We start from the raw sequence: 23,973 nt of genomic DNA, 5'->3' as shown, positions 1-23,973 counted from the left end.
CCCGGCCAGATGGTTCCCGCCGGGAGTTTCTTTGCCCCCTTTGTGCAATTGCGCATCAGAACGCAGTGTGCAGCCCCTGTTACGCTTAACTTTGGAGAATGACATGAGTGCTATTGTTGATATTATCGGTCGCGAAATCCTGGACTCGCGCGGTAACCCGACCGTCGAATGCGATGTGTTGCTGGAATCGGGCGTGATGGGCCGTGCGGCCGTGCCGTCGGGTGCCTCGACCGGTTCGCGCGAAGCCGTGGAATTGCGCGATGGCGATGCCAAGCGCTACTTCGGCAAGGGCGTGCTGCAAGCATGCGAAAACATCAATACCGAAATCTCCGAAGCCATCATGGGCCTGGATGCCAATGAACAGGCTTTCCTGGACCGTACCCTGATCGACCTGGACGGCACGGAAAACAAATCGCGCCTGGGCGCCAACGCCATCCTGGCCGTCTCCATGGCCGTCGCCAAGGCTGCCGCCGAAGAAGCGGGCTTGCCGCTGTACCGCTATTTCGGCGGTTCGGGCGCCATGCAGATGCCGGTGCCGATGATGAACGTCATCAACGGCGGCGCGCACGCCGACAACAACCTGGACATCCAGGAATTCATGATCATTCCCGTGGGCGCCCCATCGTTCAAGGAAGCCGTCCGTTACGGCGCGGAAGTGTTCCACACGCTGAAAAAGATCCTGCACAAGAAGGGCCTGAATACCAACGTGGGCGACGAAGGCGGTTTCGCGCCATCCTTGGCCAACCATGAGGAAGCCATCAAGCTGATCATCCAGGCCATCGAAGAAGCGGGCTACGAGCCAGGCACGCAGATCGCCATCGGCCTCGATTGCGCCGCGTCCGAGTTCTACAAGAACGGCAAGTACGAAATGGAAGGCGAAGGCCTGAGCCTGACGGCTACCGAGTTCACCAACCTGCTGGCGACCTGGTGCGACAAGTACCCGATCATCTCGATCGAAGACGCGATGCATGAAGGCGACTGGGACGGCTGGGCGATCCTCACCAAGGAACTGGGCAAGAAAGTGCAACTGGTCGGCGACGACCTGTATGTCACCAACACCAAGATCTTGAAAGAAGGCATCTCGAAAGGCATCGCCAACTCGATCCTGATCAAGATCAACCAGATCGGCACGCTGACGGAAACCTTCGCCGCCATCGAAATGGCCAAGCGCGCCGGCTACACGGCCGTCATTTCGCACCGCTCGGGCGAAACGGAAGATTCGACCATCGCCGATATCGCCGTTGCCACGAACGCCCTGCAGATCAAGACCGGCTCGATGTCGCGTTCGGACCGCATGGCCAAGTACAACCAGCTGCTGCGTATCGAGGAAGACCTGGGCGACATCGCCAGCTACCCTGGCCGCGATGCGTTCTATAATCTGAAGTAAGCTGATGTAAAACCCACTGGCCGGCCGGAGAAATCCGGCCGGTTTGTTAACCGACTACCCCATGCGCCTGATTACGCTTGCCCTGGCAGCCCTGCTGCTGCTGATCCAATTTCCCCTCTGGCTGGGTAAAGGCGGCTGGCTGCGCGTTGCCGACATGGAAGCCCAGGTGGCGGTGGCGAATAAAAAGAATATGGAATTGAAGGCGCGCAACGCCAAGCTCGAATCCGAAGTGCGCGACCTGAAAGATGGTACGGGCGCCGTCGAGGAGCGTGCCCGCTATGAGCTGGGCATGGTCAAACAGAATGAGATTTTCGTGCAGATCGTGCGCAAGGGACAAACCCCGCCACTGCAGGAAACGCCGGTGGACGCTGCCGCGCCGCACTGAGTACTTCCCACTTGCCAGCCTGAACCGATTGCCAGGCTGACATATCACAGCTGTATTACTACCTGGTACTTCTTACTTTCTACTGCTATACACGACTGCCTTGTTGCTTGCTGATCAGAAACGCGCCTTGCCGGTCGAGATCAGGTAGAAATGGATGCCGGTAACGACGACGGCTACGGCGATCAGTGCGGTTTCGAGAAACATCATATAAAAATCCTTTCAGTATTTAGTTAGCCGCGCGAGGCCAAGAAACGCAACTCGGCTGCGAGGTTAGGCATCAGCTTTTCGTAGCGGTTTGCTTCCGAGTTCAGCAGGGCGAAATCGCGCTTGCTTGGGCGTACATAGCGTTCGTCGTCGGCGCTGGTCGTCGCGCTGGCGATGACTTCCTTCTGGGCCAGTTCGCTGTACGGCTTGGAAGCGAGCAGGGCGCCCAGGAAGGCGCGCGTCGCACGGCCCAGGTTGCTGAAGTAGTTGTCGTTGTCGTTGCTGTAGGTGTTGGTAAAAGTGGACATATGCCCTCCATGAATGGTCTGTTGTTGCATTGCACAATAATGGAGTTGGCGATATATGTCTAATTTCAAATTCCAATTTCAGAAATTCAAGAAACGAATAATAAGGGCGTAGCCGCCAGCCACGCCCTGAAAAAGAATTTGTTACCAAATGTTTATCCGGCGGCGATGCGTCCCAGACCGGGATCGTCGCTGAAAAAGCCGTCCAGTCCCGTCTCGATGTAACGCCGCATCTCCGCCACGGAACCGGCTTCGTTGCGCGCATTCTCGCCATTGCCATCGCGGAAGTCGGCCGCCAGGAAACGGTTTTCCGGGCGGAAGGTCCACGTGTGCAGCAGCAAGCCCGCCTGGTGCGCATCGTCGACGATGGACGAGGGTTTTGCCAGGCGCTGGTCGGCGTCCAGCGGGATGATTGCTCGCGTTGGCGGCGCCACCACGTCCGCGTAGGCGGCGATGTCGCGCAGGCCGGCCGGCGTGGTCATCTGCCCGAACGTCAGCTTTCCGCCCGCCTTGACGACATCCATCGGACGCACGTCGCCGCCCACCACCAGCTGCATCAGGCGCACGTTGGCGCGCCGTCCCAGCTTCTCGCGCAGGTACTTTAAATTCGCCACTTCGAAGGACTGGATTTCGATCGGCGCGCGGCGCGTGTATTCGTGCGCCAGCATGGTCGACAGGAAACGGTCTTCCAGCGCCAGGCCCGCATCGCGGAAGTAGGTCGAGCTTTTCAGCTCCGGCACGAGGCCGATGACGCGGCCGCTGGCGGTAGATTGCGCTGCAACAAAATCGATGATTTCTTCCCACGTGGGGATCTGGAATTGTCCATCGTACAAGGTGTTGCCGGTGCGGACTTTCGGCAAGCGTTCGATGGCGCGCAGGGTTTTCAGTTCCGCCAGGGTGAAGTCGTCAACGAACCAGCCTTCGTGCCATTCGCCGTCGACCATCTTCTTGCCGCGCCGGCTGGCAAACTCGGGCCGGCGCGCCACGTCGGTGGTGTCGATCAGGTTGCTTTCGTGGCGCGCCACGAGGATGCCGTCGCGCGTGGCCACCAGGTCCGGCTCGACGTAGTCGGCACCGTCGAGGATGGCCTTGGCGTACGACGCCAGGGTATGCTCGGGGCGCAGGGCGCTGGCGCCCCGGTGGGCGAACACGAGCGGGCGGCTCGGGGGCGTGGCCAGCAGGCCGGCGGCAAAGCCCGGTGCTGCCGCCAGGGCCAGGCCGCCCACGGCCGCCTGGACGAAGTTGCGGCGCGAAAAGTGCCGTTGCGGCAGCACAGGGGCGAGATGCGGCGCGCGCATCAGAAGTCCGCCGTCAAGGTCAGGAAGCCCTGGCGCGGGGCGATGGGGAAGGTGTTGTACGTCTTGTCGGCCGCGCCCACGACCACGTTCAGCGATCCTTCGCGGTTGGCCAGGTTGCTGACGTTCACGCGCCAGCGCGGGTTTTTCAGCCAGCCGGCCATGGCCGGCAGCTTGCCCGACACTCCCAGGCCCATCAGGAAATAGCTGGGGACCGACAAATCGTTGGTGTACGTCGCGTAGCGCTTGCCCACATAGTCTCCCGTCAGTTGCACTTCGATATCGCCAAACGTGGCCGAAGCCACGAACTTGTTCAGCCATTCCGGCGAGCCGGGCACGTTCTTGCCGGCGGTCAAGACCAGCGCGGCGCCATTGTTGTAATTGTCCGCGTACTGCGAGCGGTTGTACGACAGGGCATTGTAGAACGAAAAATTGTTGCCGAAGTGGATAGTACCTGCGATATCGATGCCGTCCGTGCGCACGCTGCCCACGTTGGCCAGCACGGGATTGCCGCCGATGATGGACGAAATCACGGGCGTGGGGCTGATCTGCAGCAAGCGGTTGCTGAAATCGACGTGGTAGACGTTGACCTGACCATCGATGGCCGTGATGGCGCCCAGGCTCAAAGGATGGCTGCCGCGCACGCCCACTTCATAGGTGAGGGCCGTTTCCGGCTTGGCGTCGCGCTTGAACAGATCAAACGCGGCCTGACTCGACAAGCTCCACGGCGAGGCGCCGCCGCCGCCATAGGTGACGAACTGGCGCATGTTTTTCTGGATGTTGAAGTACAGCTGGTCTTGCGGCGTGAAGTCCCAGCGCGCGCCCACTTGCGGCAAGAACCATTTTTTCGTGTTGATGGTGCCGACCGGCAAGGCCGTCGAGCCGCCCGCGATGGCGCCCAGCGCCGGCTGCACGGGGAATTGACCGTCGGCAAACTGCAGGCTGGACTTGAAACCGGCCTGCAGGGCGATATCGGGGCGGATGCGCCATTCATCCTGCAGGTGCAGCTGGACCACCTTGTTGTCGATCTCGCTGCCGTACTGCGTGATCAAAGGATTGCTGGGGCGGTCATACGGCGAGGTGGGGTTGTTGACGTCCAGCGCATACCAGCGGCGGTAGGCGGACGAGCGGTTCTGTTCCAGCCACAGGCCCGCTTCCAGCTGATGCTCGCCAATTTCCTTGCGCACGGTGGAAATGAAGCCGCCGCGCTTGATGTCGTATTCCGTGGTGCGCACGGCGTAGCCCGAGTTGCCGAACACTTGTTTCAGGTTCTGTTTCGGGTAGTACACGCTGAACAGGCCCGGCAAGCCGGCCACGCCGATGGGGCCGGCCACCACGCCGGCGCCGTCATCCTTGTGGTAATACACCTGGTTGGACCAGGTCATGCCATCTGACAAGTTTGCGTCGAACTTGGCGTAGGCCAGGTAATCGGTGCGCTGCGCATCGCTGTAGTAATTGCGGTAATTGTTGCCGTCCGCGGCAGGCGTCGCGCCCGTGGGCGACAGGTAGTTCAGGGCCGCCTTGAAGTCGGGGTACAGGAAGGGGCGCGTGTACGGTGCGCTCGTTTCGCCCGCCACGTGCACGGTGCTGTCTTCGTTCGGCTCGATCTTGTCCGAGTAATTGAAGAACAGGGTCAGCTTGCCCGCCTCGCTGCGGTTGACGTATTTGGCATTGAACTGGTCGCCGCCCTGGCACGCATCGAAATCCCAGGCGCGCGCTTCGTGGTGCAGGATGGAAAAATAGGCGCTGCTGCCGTCGCCGAAAACGCCCGTGTCGTAGCGGGCAAATGTGCGCGAGGTGCGGTGGCTGCCCACCGTCTGCTGCAGGCTGGCGCCTTGCGTGGCCAGCGGATCGCTGGAATACGTCTCGATGGTGCCGCCCAGGTTGCTGGTCGAGGCCGTCGCCAGGTCGCCCGCACCCGAGGACAGCACGACGCTGCGCACGTTTTCGCTGATGACGGCGCGCTGCGGCGACAGGCCGTTGTAGTTGCCGTACTGCTGGTCGCCCAGCGGCACGCCATCCATGGTGTAACCGAGTTGCTGGCCGGAAAAGCCATGCACGAACAGCGACAGGTTCTGCTCGTTGTTGCCCCAAGGATCGGCCGTCTGGAAGCTGACGCCTGGCAAGGTTTGCAGGGCTTTGAGGGGATTCGTGCCGGGCAGGATTTTCTGGATTTCATTCTTGCTCAGGGCAACCGAGGAGCGCGTCTTGCGCGAGGAAATCTCCACGGTGGCCATCGGGGCGTTGTCGTCGGCAGCCGGGGCGGCAGCGGCTGCCATGTCGGTCGTGGCGGATGCCACGGCGGCGGCCACGGCCGTTTGCGCCAGGGCCGGCAAGCTCAAGCCCGCGGCGCACGCGCCCAGCAAAACGTGGAAGGAATGGCGGCGCAGGGCCAGCGTCAAGTGGGTGGTCATCATCAGCCTGTGGAAAGTGGGAAGTAATACAAGCTGCGCAGCGTAACGGCGGCGCGTGACGGGCTGATGACGAACTGATGACGGAACGATGACAGTGGAAACGATTGCGCCGCCTCAAGGGCGGCGCGGCAGATTCATGGCGAAACTGTAATGCTTAGTTGATGCTGGCGGCTGGCGGAATCAAGACCTCGGCCGGCGCATCCGTGATGAACAGCTGCGCGCAATCGACCTTGTCGAATTCGTAATGCTGGCCGCAGAAATCGCAGTTCACTCCCACTTGCCCCACTTCTTCCAGGGTGCTGTTGACTTCTTCCTCGCCCAGCATTTTGAGCATATTGCCCACTTTTTCGCGCGTGCAGCTGCAATGGAAGCTCGGGTGCAGCGGATCGAACACGCGGATCGTTTCTTCCCAGAACAAGCGCTGCATCAGGGTATCGATGTCCGTCGACAGGATTTCCGCCTCTTTCAGGGTCGATGCCAGCATCACGGCGCGGTTCCACGTGTCGAGCGCGTCTTCTTCCGAGACGGGCGTCGCCTCGGCCTTGCCGCCATGGTGCGGCAGTTTTTGCAGCAGCAGGCCGCGCGAGACGGTGTCGTCCGTGGCCAGCCACAGACGCGTGTCGAGCTGTTCCGAACGCAACATGTAGTTTTCGATCACGGTGGCCATGTCGTCGCCGTCCAGCGGCACGATGCCCTGGTACGGTTGCTGGCCAGGCACCTTGTCGGCCGGGTCCAGGGTGATGATGAAGCGGCCCTTGCCCGTGGCGTTGAGCAATTGCGGCACGGTGGCCACGTCGGGAATGGCGGCGTCCGGGTCCAGCTTGGCCGTGGCGCGCAGGCGAAGGTCGGAATCGCATTCGACCACCATCAGGCGCACGGGACCGTCACCGTGGATTTGCATGATGATGGAGCCGTTGAATTTCAGGTTGGCCGACAGCAGGGCGGCGGCGGCCACCATTTCGCCCAGCACTTTTTTCACGGCCGTGGGGTAGGCGTGGCGCGACACCACTTCCTGCCAGGTGGTCGATACGTCGATGAACTGGCCGCGCACGGCGGCATTGTCGAAAATAAATTTTTGCAGGGTATCCTGGCCGGTGGCGGCTGCGCTGACGGCGCCCGTGGTTTCAGTCGTCATTCTCTTATCCAATCTTCTTGAGTTGCGTATTAAATAGCTGGCCGCGCTGCACATAGTTCACGGCGTTGCCTTGTAGCCTGGTGATATCGTCTGCCGTCAGGGCCCGCACGGCTTTCGCCGGTGAGCCGATGATCAGCATATTGTCGGGAAATTCCTTGCCTTCCGTGACCAGCGCGCCCGCGCCGACCAGGCAGTTTTTGCCGATCTTCGCGCCATTCAGGATCACGGCCTGGATGCCGATCAGGGCGCCATCGCCGATCGTGCAGCCATGCAACATTGCCTGGTGGCCAATGGTCACGTTCCGGCCGATGTCCAGCGGGTAGCCCGGGTCCGTGTGCAGCACGGCGCCTTCCTGCACATTGCTGTTGGCGCCCACGGTGATGCGTTCGTTGTCGCCGCGAATCGTGGCGCCGAACCATACGGAGGTATTCGCTTCCAGGGTCACCTTGCCGATCACGTTGGCCGTGTCGGCAACAAAAGCGGAAGCATCAATCTGCGGCGCATAGTCGCCCAATTGGTAGAGTGTCATCGTCAGCCTGTGGCGGTGGTGGAAGCGCCGGGCGCGGCCGGACGCGAAAGTTTTGCGCTATTTTACGCTGTTGCAGGACAAGTCCGAGCGCCGACCGTCAATCCGGTATAATTATCGAACGGTCGTACTTTTATGTCCATCCTATCTACAGACACAGCATGTGGCGCCATCTGCGCCACTTTCAAGGCAGGCAATCAGATGAAACCCATGAAACTTTCCCGTTCCGAATTCATCAACATCCGCGGCGCCCGCACGCATGTGCGCCACTGGGGCCGCGAAGGCGCGCCCATCCTGTTCATGGTGCACGGCTGGATGGACGTGGCCGCCTCGTTCCAGTTCGTCGTCGACGAGTTGCACGGCGACTGGCACGTGATCGCGCCCGACTGGCGCGGCTTTGGCCTGAGCGATTACACGCAATCGGACACCTACTGGTTCCCCGACTACCTGGCCGACCTGGACGCCATGCTGCTGCACTATTCGCCGGACGCGCCCGTTAACCTGCTCGGTCACAGCATGGGCGCCAACGTGGCTGGCCTGTACGCGGGCGTGCGGCCTGAGCGCATCAGCCGCTTCATCAACCTGGAGGGCTTCGGCATGATGGCAACAAAACCGGAGCAGGCGCCGGGCCGCTACGCCAAGTGGCTGGATGAATTGCGCGAGCCGCCCGCCATGCGCAGTTATCCCACGCAAAAGGCCGTAGCCGAGCGCCTGCAAAAGACCAATCCGCGCCTGCCGGACGACCGCGCGGCCTTTCTCGCCGAACACTGGTCGGCGCAGAACGAGGCGGGGGAGTGGGACATCATGGGCGACCCGCAGCACAAGCGCGTCAATCCCATCCTGTACCAGGTGGAAGAAGTGATGGCCTGCTGGCGCCGCATCACGGCGCCCGTGCTGTGGGTGGAAGCTATTGAGACGAATATGTGGCAATGGATGGGGCCCAAGGAACAGGCGCGCATCGAGATCGACCGGCGTTTGGCCTGCATCAAGGATGTGCGCTGCGAGATGATGCTGGACGCGGGCCACATGCTGCATCATGATCAGCCGGCGGCACTGGCGCGCCTGGTGGAAGCATTTTTGACCTGATGTGTATCGGGAACGCCGCAGCGCGATTTGACAAGCAGCGTACAATGAAAACTTCTTCCATGCTGAGCCCGTGCAGGGTATTGTTTTCACATGCTTAAAGTCGACCTGCATTGTCATTCGAATATCTCTGACGGCGTGCTGTCACCGGCCGCCGTGGCTGCGCACGCGCGCAAGGCGGGCGTCGATGTGTGGGCGCTGACGGACCACGATGAAGTATCGGGCGTCGCCGCCGCGCGCGCGGCCGCGCTGGACCTGGGCATGCGTTTCGTGGCCGGCGTGGAAATCTCGATCACGTGGGCCGGCGAAACCGTGCACATCGTGGGCTTGCAAGTCGATGAAAACAACCCGGGCCTCGTGCAGGGCTTGCACCAGACGCGTTCGGGGCGCGACGCGCGCGGCCGCGAGATTGCCCGCCAGCTGGACCTGGCCGGCATCCCCGACGCCTATGAAGGGGCCTTGAAATTCGTCGGCAACCCCGATCTGATGTCGCGCACGCACTTTGCCCGCTACATCGTGGAAACGGGCAAATGCGCGAATATCCCCGACGTGTTCAAGAAATACCTGTCGGAAGGCAAGCCGGGCTATGTCGAGCACCGCTGGGCCACCCTGGCCGAAGCCGTGGGCTGGATACGCGGGGCGGGCGGCGTGGCCGTCATCGCCCATCCGGGCCGCTACCGCTTCAGCGACATGGCGCAAGGCGTGCTGTTCGATGAATTCAAGCAGCTCGGCGGCGCGGCCATCGAAGTCGTCACGGGCAGCCACAGTCCGGACCAGTATCCGGAATACGCGCAGCTGGCCAATGCCTACGGCTTCCTCGCCTCGCGCGGCACGGATTTCCATGCGCCGGGCGAATCGCGCGTGGATTTTGCCATGTTGCCGCCGTTGCCTGCCAACGTAACCCCCATCTGGCACGACTGGTTTTAGCTGACAGCCAGGCAAATCTGCTGCGCGGCGCGCTTTGCGGCCGGCGATGCTCACCGTACTCCAGTACGGTTGCGCTTCTCGGCCACAAATCACTGCCGCTCGCGACGATTTTCCTGGCTGCCGATGCGCCGTCGTGTCGCTGCTTGAAATCTGCGTTTGCGTGCATATCTTTTTGTTATTCTTGTTATACATAGTCATCTGGAGCCATCGCCCATGAAACGTATCGTCCTTTTTATCGCAACCAACCTGGCCGTGATGCTGGTGCTGTCGCTCGTCCTCAGCTTGTTGGGCGTGGGCAATCCGGCGCGCGGCAGTACGCTGAACCTGGGCAGCCTGCTGGTGTTTTCGCTGGTGGTGGGTTTCACCGGGTCCATCTTTTCTCTGTTGATCAGCAAGCCCATGGCCAAGTGGAGCACGGGCGCGCGCGTGATCGACAACCCGACGTCCTCGACGGAGTTGTGGCTGGTCAATACCGTGCGTGCGCTGTCCGAGCGGGCCGGCATCGCCATGCCGGAGGTGGCCGTGTACGAAGGCGACGCGAATGCGTTTGCCACGGGCGCTTTCAAGAATTCGGCGCTGGTGGCCGTGTCCACCGGTTTGCTGCAAAGCATGAACCGCGATGAAGTCGAGGCCGTGCTGGGCCACGAGATCGCCCACGTTGCCAATGGCGACATGGTCACCTTGACCCTGATCCAGGGCGTGGTGAATACCTTTGTCGTCTTCATGGCCCGCGTAGTGGGTTTCTTTGTCGACAATGTGCTGTTGAAAAATAACAACCGCGAAGGCGGCGGGCGCGGCATCGGTTACTTTGTGACCGTGATGGTGTGCGAAGTGATCTTCGGCTTGCTCGCTTCCATCATCGTCGCCTGGTTCTCGCGCCAGCGCGAATTCCGCGCCGATGCCGGTTCAGCCAAGCTGCTGGGCAGCCCCACGCCGATGATGCATGCGCTGGCCCGCCTGGGCGGCGTGCCGCCGGGCGAACTGCCGCAATCGATGCAGGCGCTGGGCATCAGCGGCGGCAATGGCGGCTGGGGCGCGCTGTTCGCCACCCATCCGCCCATCGAACAACGTATCGCCGCGCTGCGCGGCGTACAATAATGCTAACTTAACAAGCTGGTTCGCCAGAACGCTTACACATGAGTCAATTTTTCCAGATTCACCCTGAGAATCCGCAATTGCGCCTGATCAAGCAGGCGGCCCAGATCATCCAGTCCGGCGGCGTCGTGGCCTTGCCCACCGATTCCTGCTACGCGCTGGTGTGCCAGCTCGACGACAAGGGCGCCGTCGAGCGCCTGCGCCGCATCCGTGGCGTGGATGAAAAGCACCATCTGACCTTGCTGTGCCGCGACTTGAGCGAGCTGGGCGTGTATGCCAGAGTCGACAACCGCCAGTTCCGCCTGCTCAAGGCGGCCACGCCGGGCGCCTACACCTTCATCCTGGAAGCGACCAAGGAAGTGCCGCGCCGCCTCAGCCATCCTTCGCGCAAGACCATCGGCCTGCGCGTGCCGCAGCACCGCATCGTGCAATGCCTGCTGGAAGAGCTGGGCCAGCCGCTGCTGGGTGCGACATTGACCCTGCCCGGCGACGAGGAGAGCCTGACGGATGCCGACACCATCCGCGAACGCCTGGAAAAACTGGTCGACCTGATCATCGACGGCGGCGTCTGCGCGCACGGCCCCAGCACCGTGATCGACCTGACGGGGCCAGAGCCGGAAGTGGTGCGCGTGGGACGCGGCGACCCTGCCGTGCTGGGCTTGTAGAGGGGCATTGCCCACCTGTTGCGGCGCAGCTCTTCATTTGTTCTTAATGACAACGTAAGAAAGGGCCTGGGACTCCTCTGGTAGAATCGCGGTCATGAGCGATTTCAATACGATAGTCCAGACCGTTGCGGTGTACCTGGTGCCGGTGCTGTTTGCCATTTCCCTGCATGAGGCGGCGCATGGCTACGCCGCCCGCTATTTCGGCGACCCCACGGCCTCGAACGAGGGCAGGCTGAGCCTCAATCCGATCCGGCATATCGATCCTTTCGGCACGATCCTGCTGCCCTTGATACTGTATTTCACGATCCAGGTACCGTTCGGCTATGCCAAGCCGGTGCCCGTCGATTTCAGCCGCCTGCGCAATCCGAAGAAACAGATGGCCTGGGTGGCGTTTGCCGGGCCTGGCGCCAATTTCGTCATGGGCCTGGGCTGGATGATCGCCTTTGTCGTGCTCAGCGTGCTGCCGCCGACGGAAATGGGCATGTTTTTCCGCAAGATGGCGGGCGCCGGCGTCAGCGTCAATGCGGCCATGTTCGTCTTTAACCTGATTCCCGTGCCGCCGCTCGATGGCGGACGCATCATGACGGGCTTGCTGCCGATGCAGCTGGCGCGCCCGTACGCCAGCATCGAGCGCTACAGCCTGTATGTGTTCGGCGCCCTGGTGCTGCTGATGTACACAGGCATCCTGAACCGCGCCCTGCTGACGGCGATCGAATTTGTCATAGGCATTTTTGTCACCGTGGTCACGCCCCTGACGGCCCTGTTGACTTGATGCAAGCAACTGGATGGTTGTAAATAATTGATGGAAGTACCGATGCAAGCAATTGAACCAATAGTAGACACTGAAACGATTTCCGGCTGGCTGCGCCGCTGGGCACCCCTGATCCCGGGCGGCGAAGTGCTGGACCTGGCCTGCGGCGCAGGCCGCCATGCGCGCCACCTGGTGAGCCTGGGCCACCCGGTGCTCGCGCTCGACCATGATCCTGAAATGCTGGAAAAGGCGGCCGGCACGGGTATCACCACCTCGCTGGTGGACCTGGAGGCGCCGGGCGCCGTGTGGCCCTTCGCTCCTGGCCGCTTTGCCGGCATCGTCGTCACCAATTATCTGCACCGGCCGTTGCTGGAAGCCATGATTGCCAGCCTGGCGCCCGATGGCGTGCTGCTGTATGAAACGTTTGCCGAGGGTAATGAGCAGTTCGGCAAGCCGTCGAATCCGAAATTCCTGCTCAAGGAAGGCGAAATGCTGACCTGGGCGGTGCAGCAGGGTTTGCGTGTGGTAGCGTATGAAGATGGGCGCGTCGAACAGCCAAAAGCTGCTCTGGTGCAACGAATTTGTGCCGTCCGGCCGGATTTTCCACGGTTGGCAGCCTTGCTGCCGACGTTTTGAGCGGCCATACTATGTCAGAATGCACCACAGGCGCGGGCTATCCGCTACAATCGTTGTTTTATTTATCGGCGCTATAAACTTACTATGATCAAGGGCAGCATTGTAGCAATCGTCACCCCGATGCACGCAGACGGCAGTCTGGACTTTCCAGGTCTGCGCAAGCTGATCGACTGGCATATCGCCGAGGGTACGGATGGCATCGTCATCGTTGGCACAACGGGCGAATCGGCAACAGTCAGCGTGGAGGAACACTGCGAACTGATCCAGTTGACCGTCGAACATGCCAAGGGACGCATTCCTATCATCGCCGGTGCCGGAGGCAACTCCACGGCCGAGGCCATCAAACTGACGCGTTACGCGAAAGAAGCGGGCGCCGATGCTGTCTTGCAAGTGGTGCCGTACTACAACCGTCCTACCCAGGAAGGCATGTACCAGCACTTCAAGGCTATCGCCGAAGCCGTCGATATCCCCGTCATCCTGTACAACGTGCCGGGCCGCACGGTTGCCGACATGAGCAACGAGACCATCGTGCGCCTGTCCGCCATCCCGAATATCGTCGGCGTCAAAGATGCGACCGGCAATATCGGCCGCGGCATCGACCTGCTGCGCCTGGTGCCGGCCGACTTCGCCGTGTACTCGGGCGACGATCCGACGGCCATGGCGCTGATGTTCTGCGGCGGCCACGGCAACATTTCCGTGACGGCCAACGTCGCGCCGCGTGCCATGCACGAACTGTGCGTCGCGGCCATGGCGGGCGAGCGTGCCACGGCGATTGCCATCAATAACAAAGTTTTCCCTCTGCACCAGAAATTGTTTGTCGAGCCCAACCCGGTGCCCGTCAAATGGGCGATGGCCGAAATGGGCCTGATGCCTGCCGGCATACGCTTGCCACTGGTGCGACTGGCTGAAAATTGCCATGCCACCGTGCGCGATGCCTTGCGCGACGCCGGCGTCCTGTCTTAAGGCCGAACTTCAAGCCCGGACTTGACCAGTCCGGACCTTCCCTGATTCCAGCTGCTACTTAGCTTCTTATCCAGTTACGACATGACTAATTGCAAGAAAAACCAATCGGCGCCTGCCACCATCGCCGTCCGCGGCATCGTCATCGGCGCCGTCGCAGCCAGCCTCGCGGGCTGCGGCATGATCAGTTCGGTAGTCGGCGGCGACAAGGTCGACTACAAGTCGGTCAAGAAAGCCGGCACCCTGGACGTGCCGCCTGACCTGACGCAATTGCAGCAGGACAACCGCTACTCCTTGCCGGATGCGAAAAACGGCGTGGCCACGGCGTCCGGCTACAACGCGCAGCGCAATGCCACGGCCGGTACCCCGGTCGTCGTGGGCGCCGACGGCGTGGTCGGCGTGGTGCCGGTCACGGCAGGCGGCGTGAAGGTCGAGCGCGCGGGCAACCAGCGCTGGCTGGTCGTCAAGCAGTCGCCTGAAGTGCTGTGGCCGCAGCTCAAGCAATTCTGGGAAGATTCGGGCTTTACCATTGCCGTCGACCAGCCGACGGCTGGCATCATGGAAACCGAGTGGAACGAAAACCGCGCCAAGGTGCCGCAAGACTTTATCCGCAGCACCATCGGCAAGGCCTTCGATTCGCTGTACTCGACCGGTGAAAAAGACAAGTTCCGTACCCGCGTGGAGCGCCTGGCCGACGGCTCGACCGAGATCTACATCAGCCACCGCGGCGTGGAAGAGGTTGTCACCGGCCGCGACAAGGAAACCACCACCTGGACCGCTCGCCCGAACGATCCGGGCCTGGAAGCGCAATTCCTGGCCAAGCTGATGACGCGCCTGGGCGCGGCCAGCGACGATGCGCAAGCGAAGACGGCCGTCGATGCCGCCATCGTGCAGCCGCAGCACGCCAAGCTGGTGGGCGACGCCGCCACCCAGACGCGCGGCATCGAAGTCGATGAAGGTTTTGACCGCGCCTGGCGCCGTGTCGGCCTGGCGCTGGACCGCGTCGGCTTCACCGTGGAAGACCGCGACCGCACGCAAGGCACGTATTTCGTGCGTTACGTCGATCCGGACGCGGTCAAGAAAGATGGCTTCTTCTCGAAGCTGTTCAGCTGGGGCTCGTCGTCCGACAAGGACAAGGAAGCGCAGCGCTACCGCGTCCTGGTCAAGGCCGGCACTGGCTCGACCAGCTTGGTCAGCGTCCTCAGCAACGAAGGCAAACCCGATACCTCGCCAGTGGCCGAGAAGATCCTGGGTCTGCTGAACGACCAGTTGAAATAAGCGCTACATTCGCGGCAGGCATCAGAACCTGCCGCGCATTAAAAAGGCTGGCCCGGGAAACCGGGCCAGCCTTTTTATTGCCTGCGTCCGGCGTTTTATCCTGCGGATAAAACGCCGGACGCAAAAAAGCCGGCCCGAAGGCCGGCTTTCTCTAGTGCTGGGTGCTAATTACTTAGCAGCCGATGCAGCAGCCGAAGCGGCAGCAGCAGCGTCCGAAGCGGCCGAAGCAGCGCTCGAAGCAGCAGCAGCAGCGTCGGTAGCGGCCGAAGCAGCAGCGTCAGCAGCAGCAGCTGGAGCAGCTTCAACTGCTGGTGCTGGTGCTGGGGTTTCAACTACTGGTGCTGGTGCAGGAGCTTCTTCTTTTTTGCTGCAAGCAGCCAGAGCAACAACCATCAGGGAGGCGATCAGCAGGGATTTTTTCATTTGTTTTCCTTAATTATTTCAAAAAATAAATCAATATTGTTGCGATGAATAATTACCGGTAATTATCGCTCGTTAGGTCGTCTTCGAAGGCTTTTCGTACCAGGTGGTGCCTGCCAGACAACGGAAACTTCCTAACCGAATATTATAGCGATTTTTGGTGCGTCGCAATAGGAGCAAGAGGCAAATTCGCAACTATTTTGTGATATCGCAATATTTGCCGAAGCAAATTGCAAGCAAGTGTAAGCGATTTGCGAAAGCGCGACAAAACGATATAAAAATAATATGTTTCATTGCGCTGGCGCAGAAGCTGTTATTTTACCTACTGTAATACCACTTTGCTACGACACGCTCATTCAAGCCAGTTCGATCCAGCCATCCTGATACCAGGTATACAAAGCATCCATCACGTCATCGGACGCCTGTGCTACGGCGGCGCCATCGAGGGCGCGTTCGTTGGCCAAGGTTTCCAGGGCCGTTTTGTCGGCCTTGCCAATGGCAAACGATTCGCCATTGATGAAGACATTCTTGCCACGATACAGCATCAGCGTCTTGCGCGACAACACGACACCCTTTTTCTGTGCGGCGTCCGCGAAGCGGCCCACCGTCAGCGGCTTGGACAGCGGCGTGAAAAACACATTGTGCTTCGGTTCCGACAGGTGTTCGCCCAGGAAAATGGTCACGTCTTCTTCCGTGAAGCGCACCTTGTTCATTTCTTCCGCGATGGTGCTGAGCATTTCACGGGGGATTTCCGCCGGCTTGCCCGACGCTTTCAGGTCGGGATCGCTGTAAATGCCCGGCAAGTCGATCGAATCGGCCATGAATTGCAGGAAAGCTTCGCCCAGTTCCTGGAACGATGGCGAGCGGAAACCGATCGAATACGTCTGGCAGTCGCCGATGGCCACGCCGTCGTGCGCGTAGTGGGGCGGCAAATACAGCATGTCGCCCGGTTCCAGCGTGAATTCTTCGTCGGGCGTGAAGTTGCTGAGGATTTTCAGCGGCAAGCCGTCGATGAGGCTCAGGTCCTTCTGCGCACCGATGCGCCAGTGGCGCTTGCCCTGGCCTTGCAGCAGGAACACGTCATAGGAATCGAAATGCGGGCCCACGCCGCCGCCATCGGTGGCGAAGCTGACCATCAGGTCGTCCAGGCGCGCGTCGGGCAGGAAGCGGAACTGGCGCAGCAGGGCATCTGCCTTGGCGCTGTGCAAGTTGGCGCCCTGCACCAGCAAGGTCCATTCCTTCTGTTTCAGCGAGGGCAGGCTGGTCAGCGGACCTTGCTGCATGTTCCAGTGTCCATCCGCATGGCTGACCAGACGCGATTCCACGTGGTCCAGGGCAGCCAGCTCGGTCAGGGCCTTGACATCGAACAGCGCCTTGAAGCCAGGCACGGCTTGACGGATCAATAAGGGTTTTTTATGCCAGTAGTCGCGCAGGAATTGCGCCGGCGTGATATCGCCGAGGAGAGTTAATTTTTTCATGCGCCCATTATAACAACCGGAAATGCAGGAATGCGCCTGCCGTTGGCGGCGTGAAGGTATAATTTGCCAGCTTATACAATGAAAGGAAGCATAATGAAGATTGCCAAAAATACGGTCGTGACTGTCAACTACAAACTGTCAGACGCGCAAGACAATCTGATCGAAGACGGCCGTCAGCCGATGGTCTACCTGCACGGTGATTATGAAAACACCCTGCCGAAGATCGAAGAAGAGCTCGACGGCAAGGAAGTTGGCTATTCCAACACGATCCAGATCGAACCGGATGATGCTTTCGGTGAATACGATCCAGCCCTGGTCAAGGTCGAGCCACGTAATCGCCTGCCTGAGCCGCTGGAAGTGGGCATGCAGTTCGAAGGCATGCCGGAAAGCGATTCGCCGGACGAAGAAGCGATGATCTTCACCGTGACCGATATCGCCGACGACAAAGTGGTGCTGGACGGCAACCATCCACTGGCCGGCATCGCGCTGCGCTTCTCGCTGACCGTCGCTGACGTGCGCGAAGCCACCGAAGAAGAAATCGCCCATGGCCACGTGCATGGCGCACACGGCCACGACCATGGCGATGAAGATGATGAAGGCGAAGAGGGCGATCACTTTCGCACCCACCCGATCCACTGAGGACTCCTGACCAAACCTACTGCGCGCAGCGGGGCACGGCCGGCGATGCTCACCGTACTTTAAGTACGGTTGCGCTTCTCGGCCACGCCGCGCAGCTGCTCGCGACGGTTTTGTCAGGCATCGTAACGCTGGTGGGTAACACCCGACCAAACCTGCTGCGCGGCGCGCTTTGCGGCGGGCGATGCTCACCGTACTAGAGTACGGTTGCGCTTCTCGGCCACAAATCACTGCCGCTCGCTACGGTTTTGTCAGGCGTCGTGACGTTTGTTGGTCGTAACGCCTGTTGTTTGTTAGATAAAGGCTGGCTGCGTGCCGGCCTTTATCTATTGCGGCGCACGTTTATCGGCGCACAGTCGACGCCCTGGCGCGCGCTTGCGCCGATGGGCGGGTGGCACGTTGACGTACCTCAAAGAATGGCGTCTTGCCGGGCCGTACGGCGATGGCGGACCAGTCGTTGTCGATGCTGACGTGGCCCAGGTTGCCTTTCCAGCTGATTTTTGGCGCGTCCGTCCTGGCCGCGGCCTTTTTGTTTTTGCCTTCCTTGCCGTCCGCTTCGGCTTCGCGCTGCGTATCGATCAATAACACCTTGCCGCTGAACTTCTTCGCCAGGGTGCGCACCTGCTTGCGCGGTCCGGCAAAACCATCCTGTTTAGAACTAAAGCTGGGCAGCAGCGAATTGTCGTCTTCATCGAGCACGCCCATGTCGCCATCGGAAAACAGCACGATGCCGTCGAGTTTCTTGCGTTGCGCCATGGCGAACAGGCGCTGCAGCCAGGAACGGTTGGCGACCAGCCGGTCTTCGAATTCGCTGTTGCGGCCGGCTTCTGGCAGGAAATGGTTGTTATTCGCGGGCAGGTTGATGGTGGCAAACAGCACGCCGCCGTACTCCCAGTGGGCATTTTCCGCATAGCTGCGGAATTTCGCCGTCGATGACAATCGTGAAAGGGTCAGCTTGCGCTGGCCCAGGCTCTGGTCGTCGGCGAAATACACGTCGCGCAGGCGGTTCAGGCGCTCGATGGCGTTGATGCGGCCGCGCGAATTGCGGCAGTTGGCCCAGTCGCTGGCCGACAGCGAGACGATCAGCGGCGGACTGCTGGCGTCCAGCAAGTCCTTGCGTTGGCTGTACAGCTTGTCGCTGCACGATTCGCTGGCGGCCTTGATGCCGGTGGCCACCACGAAGGACGCGTTGAAAGCGCTGGTGTCCGCGATGGCTTTTTTCAGGGGGCCATCGTCGGGCCCCGCGTTGAAGGAATGGCCCAGCACGGCAAACTCGAAGCCGGCCTGGTCGCCAGGGGCGGCCAGCGCCGCTTGCCATGGCAGGCTGACGGCCAGCAAGCCGGCGGCCAGCAGGCGGATCGTGCCGCGCCGGATCGTCATGCGGCGGCCAGCCGTTTCAACTGATACAGCTGCTCCAGCGCATCGCGCGGCGTGAGCGCGTCGGGATCGAGGTCGGCGATGGCGTCGAGCAGGGCTTGCTGTGCCGCGTTCAGCGCCGCCAGCGGCGCCGTTGCCTCTTCTTCTTCCTGCGCATACGGATCGGCGGCCGGGGCGGCGAACAGGTCGCGCTGCGGCGTGGCGTCGAGCGCCTGCGCTTCCAGGCGCGCCAGGTGCTTGCGCGCCGCCTTGATCACGGGTTGCGGCACGCCGGCCAGCTGGGCCACCTGCAAGCCGTAGCTTTGCGAAGCGGGACCGGCTTGCACGGCGTGCAGGAAGACGATGCTGTCCTTGTGCTCGACGGCGGACAGATGCACGTTGGCTGCGCTCGGATGGCTGTCCGGCAATTGCGTCAGCTCAAAGTAATGCGTGGCGAACAGAGTGAAACTGCGGCTGCTGTCGATCAGATGGCGCGCGATGGCCCAGGCCAGGGCCAGGCCGTCGAAGGTCGAGGTGCCGCGGCCCACTTCATCCATCAGCACCAGCGAATGCTCGGTGGCGCCGTTCAAAATCGCTGCCGATTCCGTCATTTCCACCATGAAGGTCGAGCGTCCGCCGGCCAGGTCGTCGGTGGCGCCGATACGCGTGAAGATGCGGTCGATGGGGCCGATGGTGGCGGACGCTGCCGGCACGTAGCTGCCCACGTAGGCCAGCAGGGTGATCAATGCCACCTGGCGCATGAACGTCGATTTACCGCCCATGTTCGGGCCGGTAATCAGCAGCAGGCGGCGTTCGTTGACGAGGCGGCAATCGTTGGCGATGAAGCGTTCGATCTGCTTTTCCACCACGGGGTGGCGGCCTTCGACGATGTTGATGCACGGCTCGTCGACCAGTTGCGGCGCGGCCCAGTTGTGCTGCTGCGCATGTTCCGTCAGCGCGTTCAGGGTGTCGAGCTGGGCCAGGCCCTGCGAAATCGTCTGCAAGGTGCCGATGTGCGGCGCCAGGTCGGCCAGCAGCAGGTCGTACAGCAGCTTTTCGCGCACGAGGGCCTTGTCTTGCGCCGACAGGGCCTTGTCTTCGAACACTTTGAGTTCCGGCGTGATGTAGCGCTCGGCGTTTTTCAGGGTCTGGCGGCGGCGGTAGTCGTCCGGCACCTTGTCCGTCTGGCCGTGCGTGACTTCGATATAGAAGCCGTGCACCTTGTTGTATTCGACGCGCAGGTTGGCGATGCCCGTGCGCGCGCGTTCGCGCGTTTCCAGGTCGAGCAGGAACTGGCCCGCGTTTTCCGACAGCGCGCGCAGTTCATCGAGTTCCGCATCGAAGCCGGTGGCGAACACGCCGCCGTCGCGCACCATGGCGGCAGGTTCCTGCGCCACGGCGCGCACCAGCAAGTCCAGACAGGCGGCCGGCGTGGCCAGGGCTCCGTGGATGGCGGCCAGCAAACCACTTTCGCCGCCTTGGCCAGGACCATAACAACGGACCACGTCGCCGCGCAGGGCCGGCAGTTGCAGCAGGCCGTCGCGCAGGGCGGCCAGGTCGCGCGGACGCGCCGACAGCAGGGCGATGCGTGTGGTGATGCGTTCGATATCGGGTACTTGCGCCAGCGTGGCGGCGAGCGGACCGGCCGCTTCGCTTTGCGCCAGCGCGGCAATCGCTTCATGGCGCGCGCGCGCCACGTTCTGGTCGCGCCGCGCATGGTGCAGCCAGTGGCGCAGCATGCGCGAACCCATGGCCGTGCGGCAATGATCCAGCAGAGAGAACAAGGTCGGCGATTCCTGCCCGCGGATGGTTTCCGTCAATTCCAGGTTGCGGCGCGTGGCCGCGTCCAGGCCGATGAATTCGCTTTCCGTTTCCGTCGTCAAGGAGCGCACGTGCTGCAAGCCCCGCCCTTGCGTCGATTGCGCATAGCGCAGCAGCGCGCCGGCCGCGCCGAACGCGGCGCCGAGGCCATCGGCGCCAAAGCCCGTCAGGGTCGCCACGCCCAATTGATCGAGCAGGGCCTTGTGGCCGCCCACCACGTCGAAATGCCAGTCCGGCACGCGGTTGATGTGGGTGCCCGCATAGTCGTCGAACAGGTTGCCGTTGTCGCCGCTGAGAATTTCAGCGGGCACGATGCGTTCCAATTCCTGCTGCAGGCGCGCCGCCACGGTGGCGCTGTCGCCGGAAAACTCCATCAGTTTCAAGGCGCCGCTGGCCAGCGACAGCCAGGCCAGGCCCGTCGTCACTGTCTTGCGCTGCGTGATGCTGCACATGGCCAGCAGCGGGCGCTCGGCCTTTTCGGGCAGCAAGTCCGCATCCGTCAGGGTGCCGGGCGTGACCACGCGCATGACCTTGCGCTCGACGGGCCCCTTGCTGGTGGCCGGGTCGCCGATCTGTTCGCAAATGGCCACCGACTCGCCCAGCTTGACCAGCTTGGCCAGATAGCCGTCGAGCGAGTGAAACGGCACGCCGCACATCTTGATGGGGTTGCCGCTGGCCACGCCGCGCGCCGTCAGGGTAATGCCCAGCAGGCGCGCCGCTTTTTCCGCATCTTCGAAAAACAACTCATAGAAATCGCCCATGCGGTAGAAGACCAACATCGTCGGGTGGTTTTCCTTGATGCCTAAATATTGTTGCATCATGGGCGTGAGCTTTTCAGCCGAATTCTTCTTTGCCGCGGCGGCGTTGATTTCTTTTGGGACGGTGGTCATGTGTTCTTTGTCGTTGGTCCGGCCGCAGGGAAGGCATGCCTGCCGGGCTGTGGGTGGTGCTGTTGTGTGTGCTAGGCCGCGCCAGTGGGGCGGAGCTTGGGTTCAAGGCCGTCATTTTACCGCTTTCGGCGGGCGGGGCGGGGTATTGCGTGCGGGTGTGAAAAAGCCGCGCTCGTGGAGGTCGGGGCGGCCTGGGTAGAATGAAATTCTATTTCCATTTCGCAAGACGATGTGCTTGCTTTGGCCGTGGCCGTGGCCGCCTTTGCAGAGCAAGTCTTCAAGTAGACCATCGAGCGAGTGTTTCGGGACGGGGAGGCTCCGCTCTCCATTTCGCGAAGTGGCCATCGTTATTCGTGGGCCCAGTCAATCTTGGCATGCTGCGCTCTGGCGATTGCAGCTGGAAAGACGCTGGTCATAGGGCCGCTCTCAAAAGCAACAGGTGGCAACAATCATAAACTCGTTTATCATTATTCGACCTGATGCCATCGCTTTCTGTTGCCCATGCTGATATATCTCGATGCCGCCATGCTGGAAGAGCCGGAAAGGAAGACACTTTCCCGTTTTTTTAGAAAGCCCTTTACCGACGAAAGTTGTGCGCTGGTGGCTGACCGGTTGCCGCATCTGGCGCAGGTTTATCGGGCGCTGGCAGGCTCAATGCCGACGTGGCGAGGTGGAACATTGTTGTCGCAGGTGCACCAGGCTGAGCGCGTCTTTCAGCAGGTCGCGCAGTTGGGACCTGACCAACTTCCGCTGGTTCCGGAACTGGTGCTCGCCCGACAGGTCGAACTGCTGGAGGAACTCGTCCGCGATCACGCCGACTTCGTTCATCAGCGCAGCGAGCAGCCAAACCAGCGGTTCAAGCTCGACGCTGACAGCAGCCGGGTTGCCGTGCGTGCATTCAGCTTCCAGGAAGTGGTCTTCCTGACGCTGATGGGGATATTGGAAGCGCAGGTAACGCGCCAACTGGTGACGTTTTCCTTCACGCCGCACGGTGGAGAAATCTTGTACAACCGGACGATCACAACGACCATGGAGGCGCAGTCTCAACTGTCGTTGACGCTGGTGCTGCGTGACGTTATTACCCACCTGCGTCATGGCGACCTGACCCGCACCGCCAGCATCCTGACACTGTTGCGGCCCGAGCTGCTCGACACGCTGGAAGACGCTTTTCTGGACAGTTTCTTCTCTATCGGCGCGTATATGGCACGCGATGCCTCCTCGTCGGAACTGATCAGCGGCGCGCGCGAACTGTGCCGTTGGTTTGCGCTGCTTGAAATTGTCCGACTCGCCGACGAAGCGGGCGTCATACCGAACGATGCTCTATGTGAGCGACTTGAACTTGATCGAGACCTGCTGAACCTCGTGCTGGCTGATCGCGCCGCTGCTATTCCATCTAATCGCGGCATTTACGTGCACGCTGGCGGCTGTCTGAGCCTGGGAAAAACGGGGCTCGGACACGCGGTCCATTGCTGCAAATCCGCCGCCCTGAGCGGGGAGCAGGCCCGTGACCTCGGCGAAAAATTTGAAAAGGAAATTACGGAATACATCACGCGACGCGTTTCTCCAGCGGATTATGTGGTGCGGGCCGGATTCAAGCGGAGCGAAAATGGCAAAGGCAAGATGTACGACTGCGACCTGATCATTTTCGAGGTGGCGCGGCGGCAGATATTTTTCATCCAGGCGAAGTGGAAGCGCAATAGCCGTACGGCTGATCTGGGCGATGAATTGAATTATTGGGGCGGCAAGAATTGGCCGCTGACGAAAGGCGTGAAGCGACTGGTCGCCTTGCGCCAACGACTTACGGAAAAGGACGTGCTTGCAAAGATTAAGGGCGCACTGGGCGATATCAGGCTGACCGACCAGCATATTCTCGCGAACTCGCATTATGTCGTTGTGCACACGCTGCCGTCTTTCAGCGCTTATCAGATCGATGGTGTCGCAATCTACGAATGGAATCTGTTCCGCAGGCTACTGCAAAGGGGCGCAATAGAGCGTAGCATGTGGACAGGCGGGCCGCATGCCGTGGCCATCGTCCTGCCCGAGCATCGGCATCACACTATGCTGAAGCTCGAAGACCCAAATCAGGTTCTGGACTATTTTTACACGATGGCCGGTGGCAATCTGGCGCAACTGCCGCGCGAAAAACAAGACCGAGAGCAGGCGAGGTATGGATTTGATCTAGCATTGCCATCTGCATCGCTATGGTGCCGCATGAGGGGAAACGCCACGCTGCGCGTCATACGTCCCTACACTTAATCGATTGGATAGACTTTTCTCACCGACCATACCAGCAACGCACACCTTTCCGCGACGCGGCGAAGTAGCC

At 61.2% G+C, this 23,973-nt stretch carries 21 protein-coding genes; 12 read left to right on the top strand and 9 right to left on the bottom strand.

The window, feature by feature from the left end; all coding sequences use genetic code 11:
- Positions 1 to 103: 103 nt before the first annotated feature.
- Both eno and ftsB read left to right on the top strand, forming a co-directional pair.
- Entirely contained in the window at positions 104 to 1,387 is a 1,284-nt protein-coding gene (gene eno / locus AC3RCG_RS22005; RefSeq protein ID WP_070260371.1) for a phosphopyruvate hydratase, read from the top strand.
- A 61-nt stretch (positions 1,388 to 1,448) separates the two neighbouring features.
- The gene (ftsB, locus tag AC3RCG_RS22000) at positions 1,449 to 1,772 is read left to right on the top strand and encodes a cell division protein FtsB (protein ID WP_070221436.1); all 324 of its coding nucleotides are present in this window, start codon (positions 1,449 to 1,451) and stop codon (positions 1,770 to 1,772) included.
- Between the two features lie 230 nt (positions 1,773 to 2,002).
- On the opposite strand, the gene AC3RCG_RS21995 is transcribed toward ftsB, so the two are convergent.
- From AC3RCG_RS21995 to AC3RCG_RS21975, 5 genes are all read right to left on the bottom strand, one after another.
- The gene (locus tag AC3RCG_RS21995; protein WP_070291786.1) at positions 2,003 to 2,284 is read right to left on the bottom strand and encodes a hypothetical protein; all 282 of its coding nucleotides are present in this window, start codon (positions 2,282 to 2,284) and stop codon (positions 2,003 to 2,005) included.
- A 152-nt stretch (positions 2,285 to 2,436) separates the two neighbouring features.
- On the bottom strand, positions 2,437 to 3,555 hold the full coding sequence (locus AC3RCG_RS21990; protein WP_492402069.1) for a glycerophosphodiester phosphodiesterase: 1,119 nt from the start codon (positions 3,553 to 3,555) through the stop codon (positions 2,437 to 2,439).
- A gap of 23 nt (positions 3,556 to 3,578) precedes the next feature.
- Entirely contained in the window at positions 3,579 to 5,993 is a 2,415-nt protein-coding gene (locus AC3RCG_RS21985; RefSeq protein ID WP_492401998.1) for a TonB-dependent receptor, read from the bottom strand.
- A 151-nt stretch (positions 5,994 to 6,144) separates the two neighbouring features.
- Positions 6,145 to 7,125 (bottom strand): Hsp33 family molecular chaperone HslO, encoded by a 981-nt coding sequence (gene hslO / locus AC3RCG_RS21980; RefSeq protein ID WP_070291788.1) that lies wholly within the window; start codon positions 7,123 to 7,125, stop codon positions 6,145 to 6,147.
- A gap of 4 nt (positions 7,126 to 7,129) precedes the next feature.
- On the bottom strand, positions 7,130 to 7,654 hold the full coding sequence (locus tag AC3RCG_RS21975) for a gamma carbonic anhydrase family protein (RefSeq protein WP_070221433.1): 525 nt from the start codon (positions 7,652 to 7,654) through the stop codon (positions 7,130 to 7,132).
- Positions 7,655 to 7,861: 207 nt separating this feature from the next.
- Here AC3RCG_RS21975 and AC3RCG_RS21970 point away from each other — a divergent pair, with 207 nt between their 5' ends.
- The 8 genes from AC3RCG_RS21970 (at position 7,862) to bamC (ending at position 15,046) form a co-directional block, all read left to right on the top strand.
- A complete protein-coding gene (locus tag AC3RCG_RS21970; RefSeq protein WP_230505710.1) occupies positions 7,862 to 8,737 on the top strand; it encodes an alpha/beta fold hydrolase in 876 nt (291 codons plus the stop codon).
- A 90-nt stretch (positions 8,738 to 8,827) separates the two neighbouring features.
- The gene (locus tag AC3RCG_RS21965) at positions 8,828 to 9,661 is read left to right on the top strand and encodes a 3',5'-nucleoside bisphosphate phosphatase (protein ID WP_070291791.1); all 834 of its coding nucleotides are present in this window, start codon (positions 8,828 to 8,830) and stop codon (positions 9,659 to 9,661) included.
- Between the two features lie 213 nt (positions 9,662 to 9,874).
- Positions 9,875 to 10,759: a protease HtpX gene (gene htpX / locus AC3RCG_RS21960; protein ID WP_426055581.1), complete on the top strand. Its 885-nt coding sequence runs from the start codon at positions 9,875 to 9,877 to the stop codon at positions 10,757 to 10,759.
- A 38-nt stretch (positions 10,760 to 10,797) separates the two neighbouring features.
- A complete protein-coding gene (locus AC3RCG_RS21955) occupies positions 10,798 to 11,421 on the top strand; it encodes an L-threonylcarbamoyladenylate synthase (protein ID WP_070221428.1) in 624 nt (207 codons plus the stop codon).
- Between the two features lie 94 nt (positions 11,422 to 11,515).
- Positions 11,516 to 12,193, top strand: a complete 678-nt coding sequence (locus AC3RCG_RS21950) for a site-2 protease family protein (protein WP_070221427.1) — start codon at positions 11,516 to 11,518, stop codon at positions 12,191 to 12,193.
- A 42-nt stretch (positions 12,194 to 12,235) separates the two neighbouring features.
- A complete protein-coding gene (locus tag AC3RCG_RS21945) occupies positions 12,236 to 12,808 on the top strand; it encodes a class I SAM-dependent methyltransferase (protein ID WP_070291804.1) in 573 nt (190 codons plus the stop codon).
- Positions 12,809 to 12,892: 84 nt separating this feature from the next.
- Complete coding sequence (gene dapA / locus AC3RCG_RS21940) at positions 12,893 to 13,771, top strand: 4-hydroxy-tetrahydrodipicolinate synthase (RefSeq protein WP_492401999.1); 879 nt, start codon at positions 12,893 to 12,895, stop codon at positions 13,769 to 13,771.
- 81 nt (positions 13,772 to 13,852) lie between these two features.
- Complete coding sequence (bamC, locus tag AC3RCG_RS21935) at positions 13,853 to 15,046, top strand: NlpB/DapX family lipoprotein (protein WP_099408978.1); 1,194 nt, start codon at positions 13,853 to 13,855, stop codon at positions 15,044 to 15,046.
- 168 nt (positions 15,047 to 15,214) lie between these two features.
- Here bamC and AC3RCG_RS21930 read toward each other — a convergent pair whose 3' ends face one another.
- Both AC3RCG_RS21930 and AC3RCG_RS21925 read right to left on the bottom strand, forming a co-directional pair.
- A complete protein-coding gene (locus AC3RCG_RS21930; protein ID WP_071650198.1) occupies positions 15,215 to 15,469 on the bottom strand; it encodes a hypothetical protein in 255 nt (84 codons plus the stop codon).
- 353 nt (positions 15,470 to 15,822) lie between these two features.
- Positions 15,823 to 16,944, bottom strand: coding sequence for a cupin domain-containing protein (locus AC3RCG_RS21925; protein ID WP_070311005.1), 1,122 nt, complete (start codon positions 16,942 to 16,944; stop codon positions 15,823 to 15,825).
- A 93-nt stretch (positions 16,945 to 17,037) separates the two neighbouring features.
- Between AC3RCG_RS21925 and AC3RCG_RS21920 the strand changes: the two genes are divergently transcribed.
- A complete protein-coding gene (locus tag AC3RCG_RS21920; RefSeq protein WP_070221423.1) occupies positions 17,038 to 17,583 on the top strand; it encodes an FKBP-type peptidyl-prolyl cis-trans isomerase in 546 nt (181 codons plus the stop codon).
- 339 nt (positions 17,584 to 17,922) lie between these two features.
- Here the strand turns inward: AC3RCG_RS21920 and AC3RCG_RS21915 are convergent, their stop codons facing one another.
- Positions 17,923 to 18,960, bottom strand: a complete 1,038-nt coding sequence (locus AC3RCG_RS21915; protein WP_492402000.1) for a hypothetical protein — start codon at positions 18,958 to 18,960, stop codon at positions 17,923 to 17,925.
- Complete coding sequence (gene mutS / locus AC3RCG_RS21910; RefSeq protein ID WP_492402001.1) at positions 18,957 to 21,647, bottom strand: DNA mismatch repair protein MutS; 2,691 nt, start codon at positions 21,645 to 21,647, stop codon at positions 18,957 to 18,959. The genes AC3RCG_RS21915 and mutS overlap by 4 nt, the downstream gene beginning before the upstream one ends.
- A 501-nt stretch (positions 21,648 to 22,148) precedes the next feature.
- On the opposite strand from mutS, the gene AC3RCG_RS21905 reads away from it, so the two are divergent.
- Positions 22,149 to 23,903: a hypothetical protein gene (locus AC3RCG_RS21905; protein ID WP_492402002.1), complete on the top strand. Its 1,755-nt coding sequence runs from the start codon at positions 22,149 to 22,151 to the stop codon at positions 23,901 to 23,903.
- Positions 23,904 to 23,973 lie beyond the last annotated feature (70 nt).

This window comes from Janthinobacterium sp. GW823-FHT01H08, assembly GCF_058797855.1.
The sequence above is the reverse complement of the archived record's forward strand: the minus strand, read 5'-3'. Positions and strand labels throughout refer to the sequence as shown.

Bases quoted from the DNA above. Each gene is read 5' to 3' on its own strand.
- ftsB (WP_070221436.1), top strand. From the start codon at position 1,449: ATGCGCCTGATTACGCTTGCCCTGGCAGCCCTGCTGCTGCTGATCCAA.
- AC3RCG_RS21985 (WP_492401998.1), bottom strand. From the start codon at position 5,993: ATGATGACCACCCACTTGACGCTGGCCCTGCGCCGCCATTCCTTCCAC.
- hslO (WP_070291788.1), bottom strand. From the start codon at position 7,125: ATGACGACTGAAACCACGGGCGCCGTCAGCGCAGCCGCCACCGGCCAG.
- eno (WP_070260371.1), top strand. From the start codon at position 104: ATGAGTGCTATTGTTGATATTATCGGTCGCGAAATCCTGGACTCGCGC.
- AC3RCG_RS21965 (WP_070291791.1), top strand. From the start codon at position 8,828: ATGCTTAAAGTCGACCTGCATTGTCATTCGAATATCTCTGACGGCGTG.
- AC3RCG_RS21930 (WP_071650198.1), bottom strand. From the start codon at position 15,469: ATGAAAAAATCCCTGCTGATCGCCTCCCTGATGGTTGTTGCTCTGGCT.
- AC3RCG_RS21995 (WP_070291786.1), bottom strand. From the start codon at position 2,284: ATGTCCACTTTTACCAACACCTACAGCAACGACAACGACAACTACTTC.
- AC3RCG_RS21905 (WP_492402002.1), top strand. From the start codon at position 22,149: ATGCTGATATATCTCGATGCCGCCATGCTGGAAGAGCCGGAAAGGAAG.
- bamC (WP_099408978.1), top strand. From the start codon at position 13,853: ATGACTAATTGCAAGAAAAACCAATCGGCGCCTGCCACCATCGCCGTC.
- htpX (WP_426055581.1), top strand. From the start codon at position 9,875: ATGAAACGTATCGTCCTTTTTATCGCAACCAACCTGGCCGTGATGCTG.
- AC3RCG_RS21955 (WP_070221428.1), top strand. From the start codon at position 10,798: ATGAGTCAATTTTTCCAGATTCACCCTGAGAATCCGCAATTGCGCCTG.
- AC3RCG_RS21915 (WP_492402000.1), bottom strand. From the start codon at position 18,960: ATGACGATCCGGCGCGGCACGATCCGCCTGCTGGCCGCCGGCTTGCTG.
- AC3RCG_RS21950 (WP_070221427.1), top strand. From the start codon at position 11,516: ATGAGCGATTTCAATACGATAGTCCAGACCGTTGCGGTGTACCTGGTG.
- AC3RCG_RS21970 (WP_230505710.1), top strand. From the start codon at position 7,862: ATGAAACTTTCCCGTTCCGAATTCATCAACATCCGCGGCGCCCGCACG.
- AC3RCG_RS21975 (WP_070221433.1), bottom strand. From the start codon at position 7,654: ATGACACTCTACCAATTGGGCGACTATGCGCCGCAGATTGATGCTTCC.
- dapA (WP_492401999.1), top strand. From the start codon at position 12,893: ATGATCAAGGGCAGCATTGTAGCAATCGTCACCCCGATGCACGCAGAC.
- AC3RCG_RS21925 (WP_070311005.1), bottom strand. From the start codon at position 16,944: ATGAAAAAATTAACTCTCCTCGGCGATATCACGCCGGCGCAATTCCTG.
- AC3RCG_RS21920 (WP_070221423.1), top strand. From the start codon at position 17,038: ATGAAGATTGCCAAAAATACGGTCGTGACTGTCAACTACAAACTGTCA.
- AC3RCG_RS21945 (WP_070291804.1), top strand. From the start codon at position 12,236: ATGCAAGCAATTGAACCAATAGTAGACACTGAAACGATTTCCGGCTGG.
- mutS (WP_492402001.1), bottom strand. From the start codon at position 21,647: ATGACCACCGTCCCAAAAGAAATCAACGCCGCCGCGGCAAAGAAGAAT.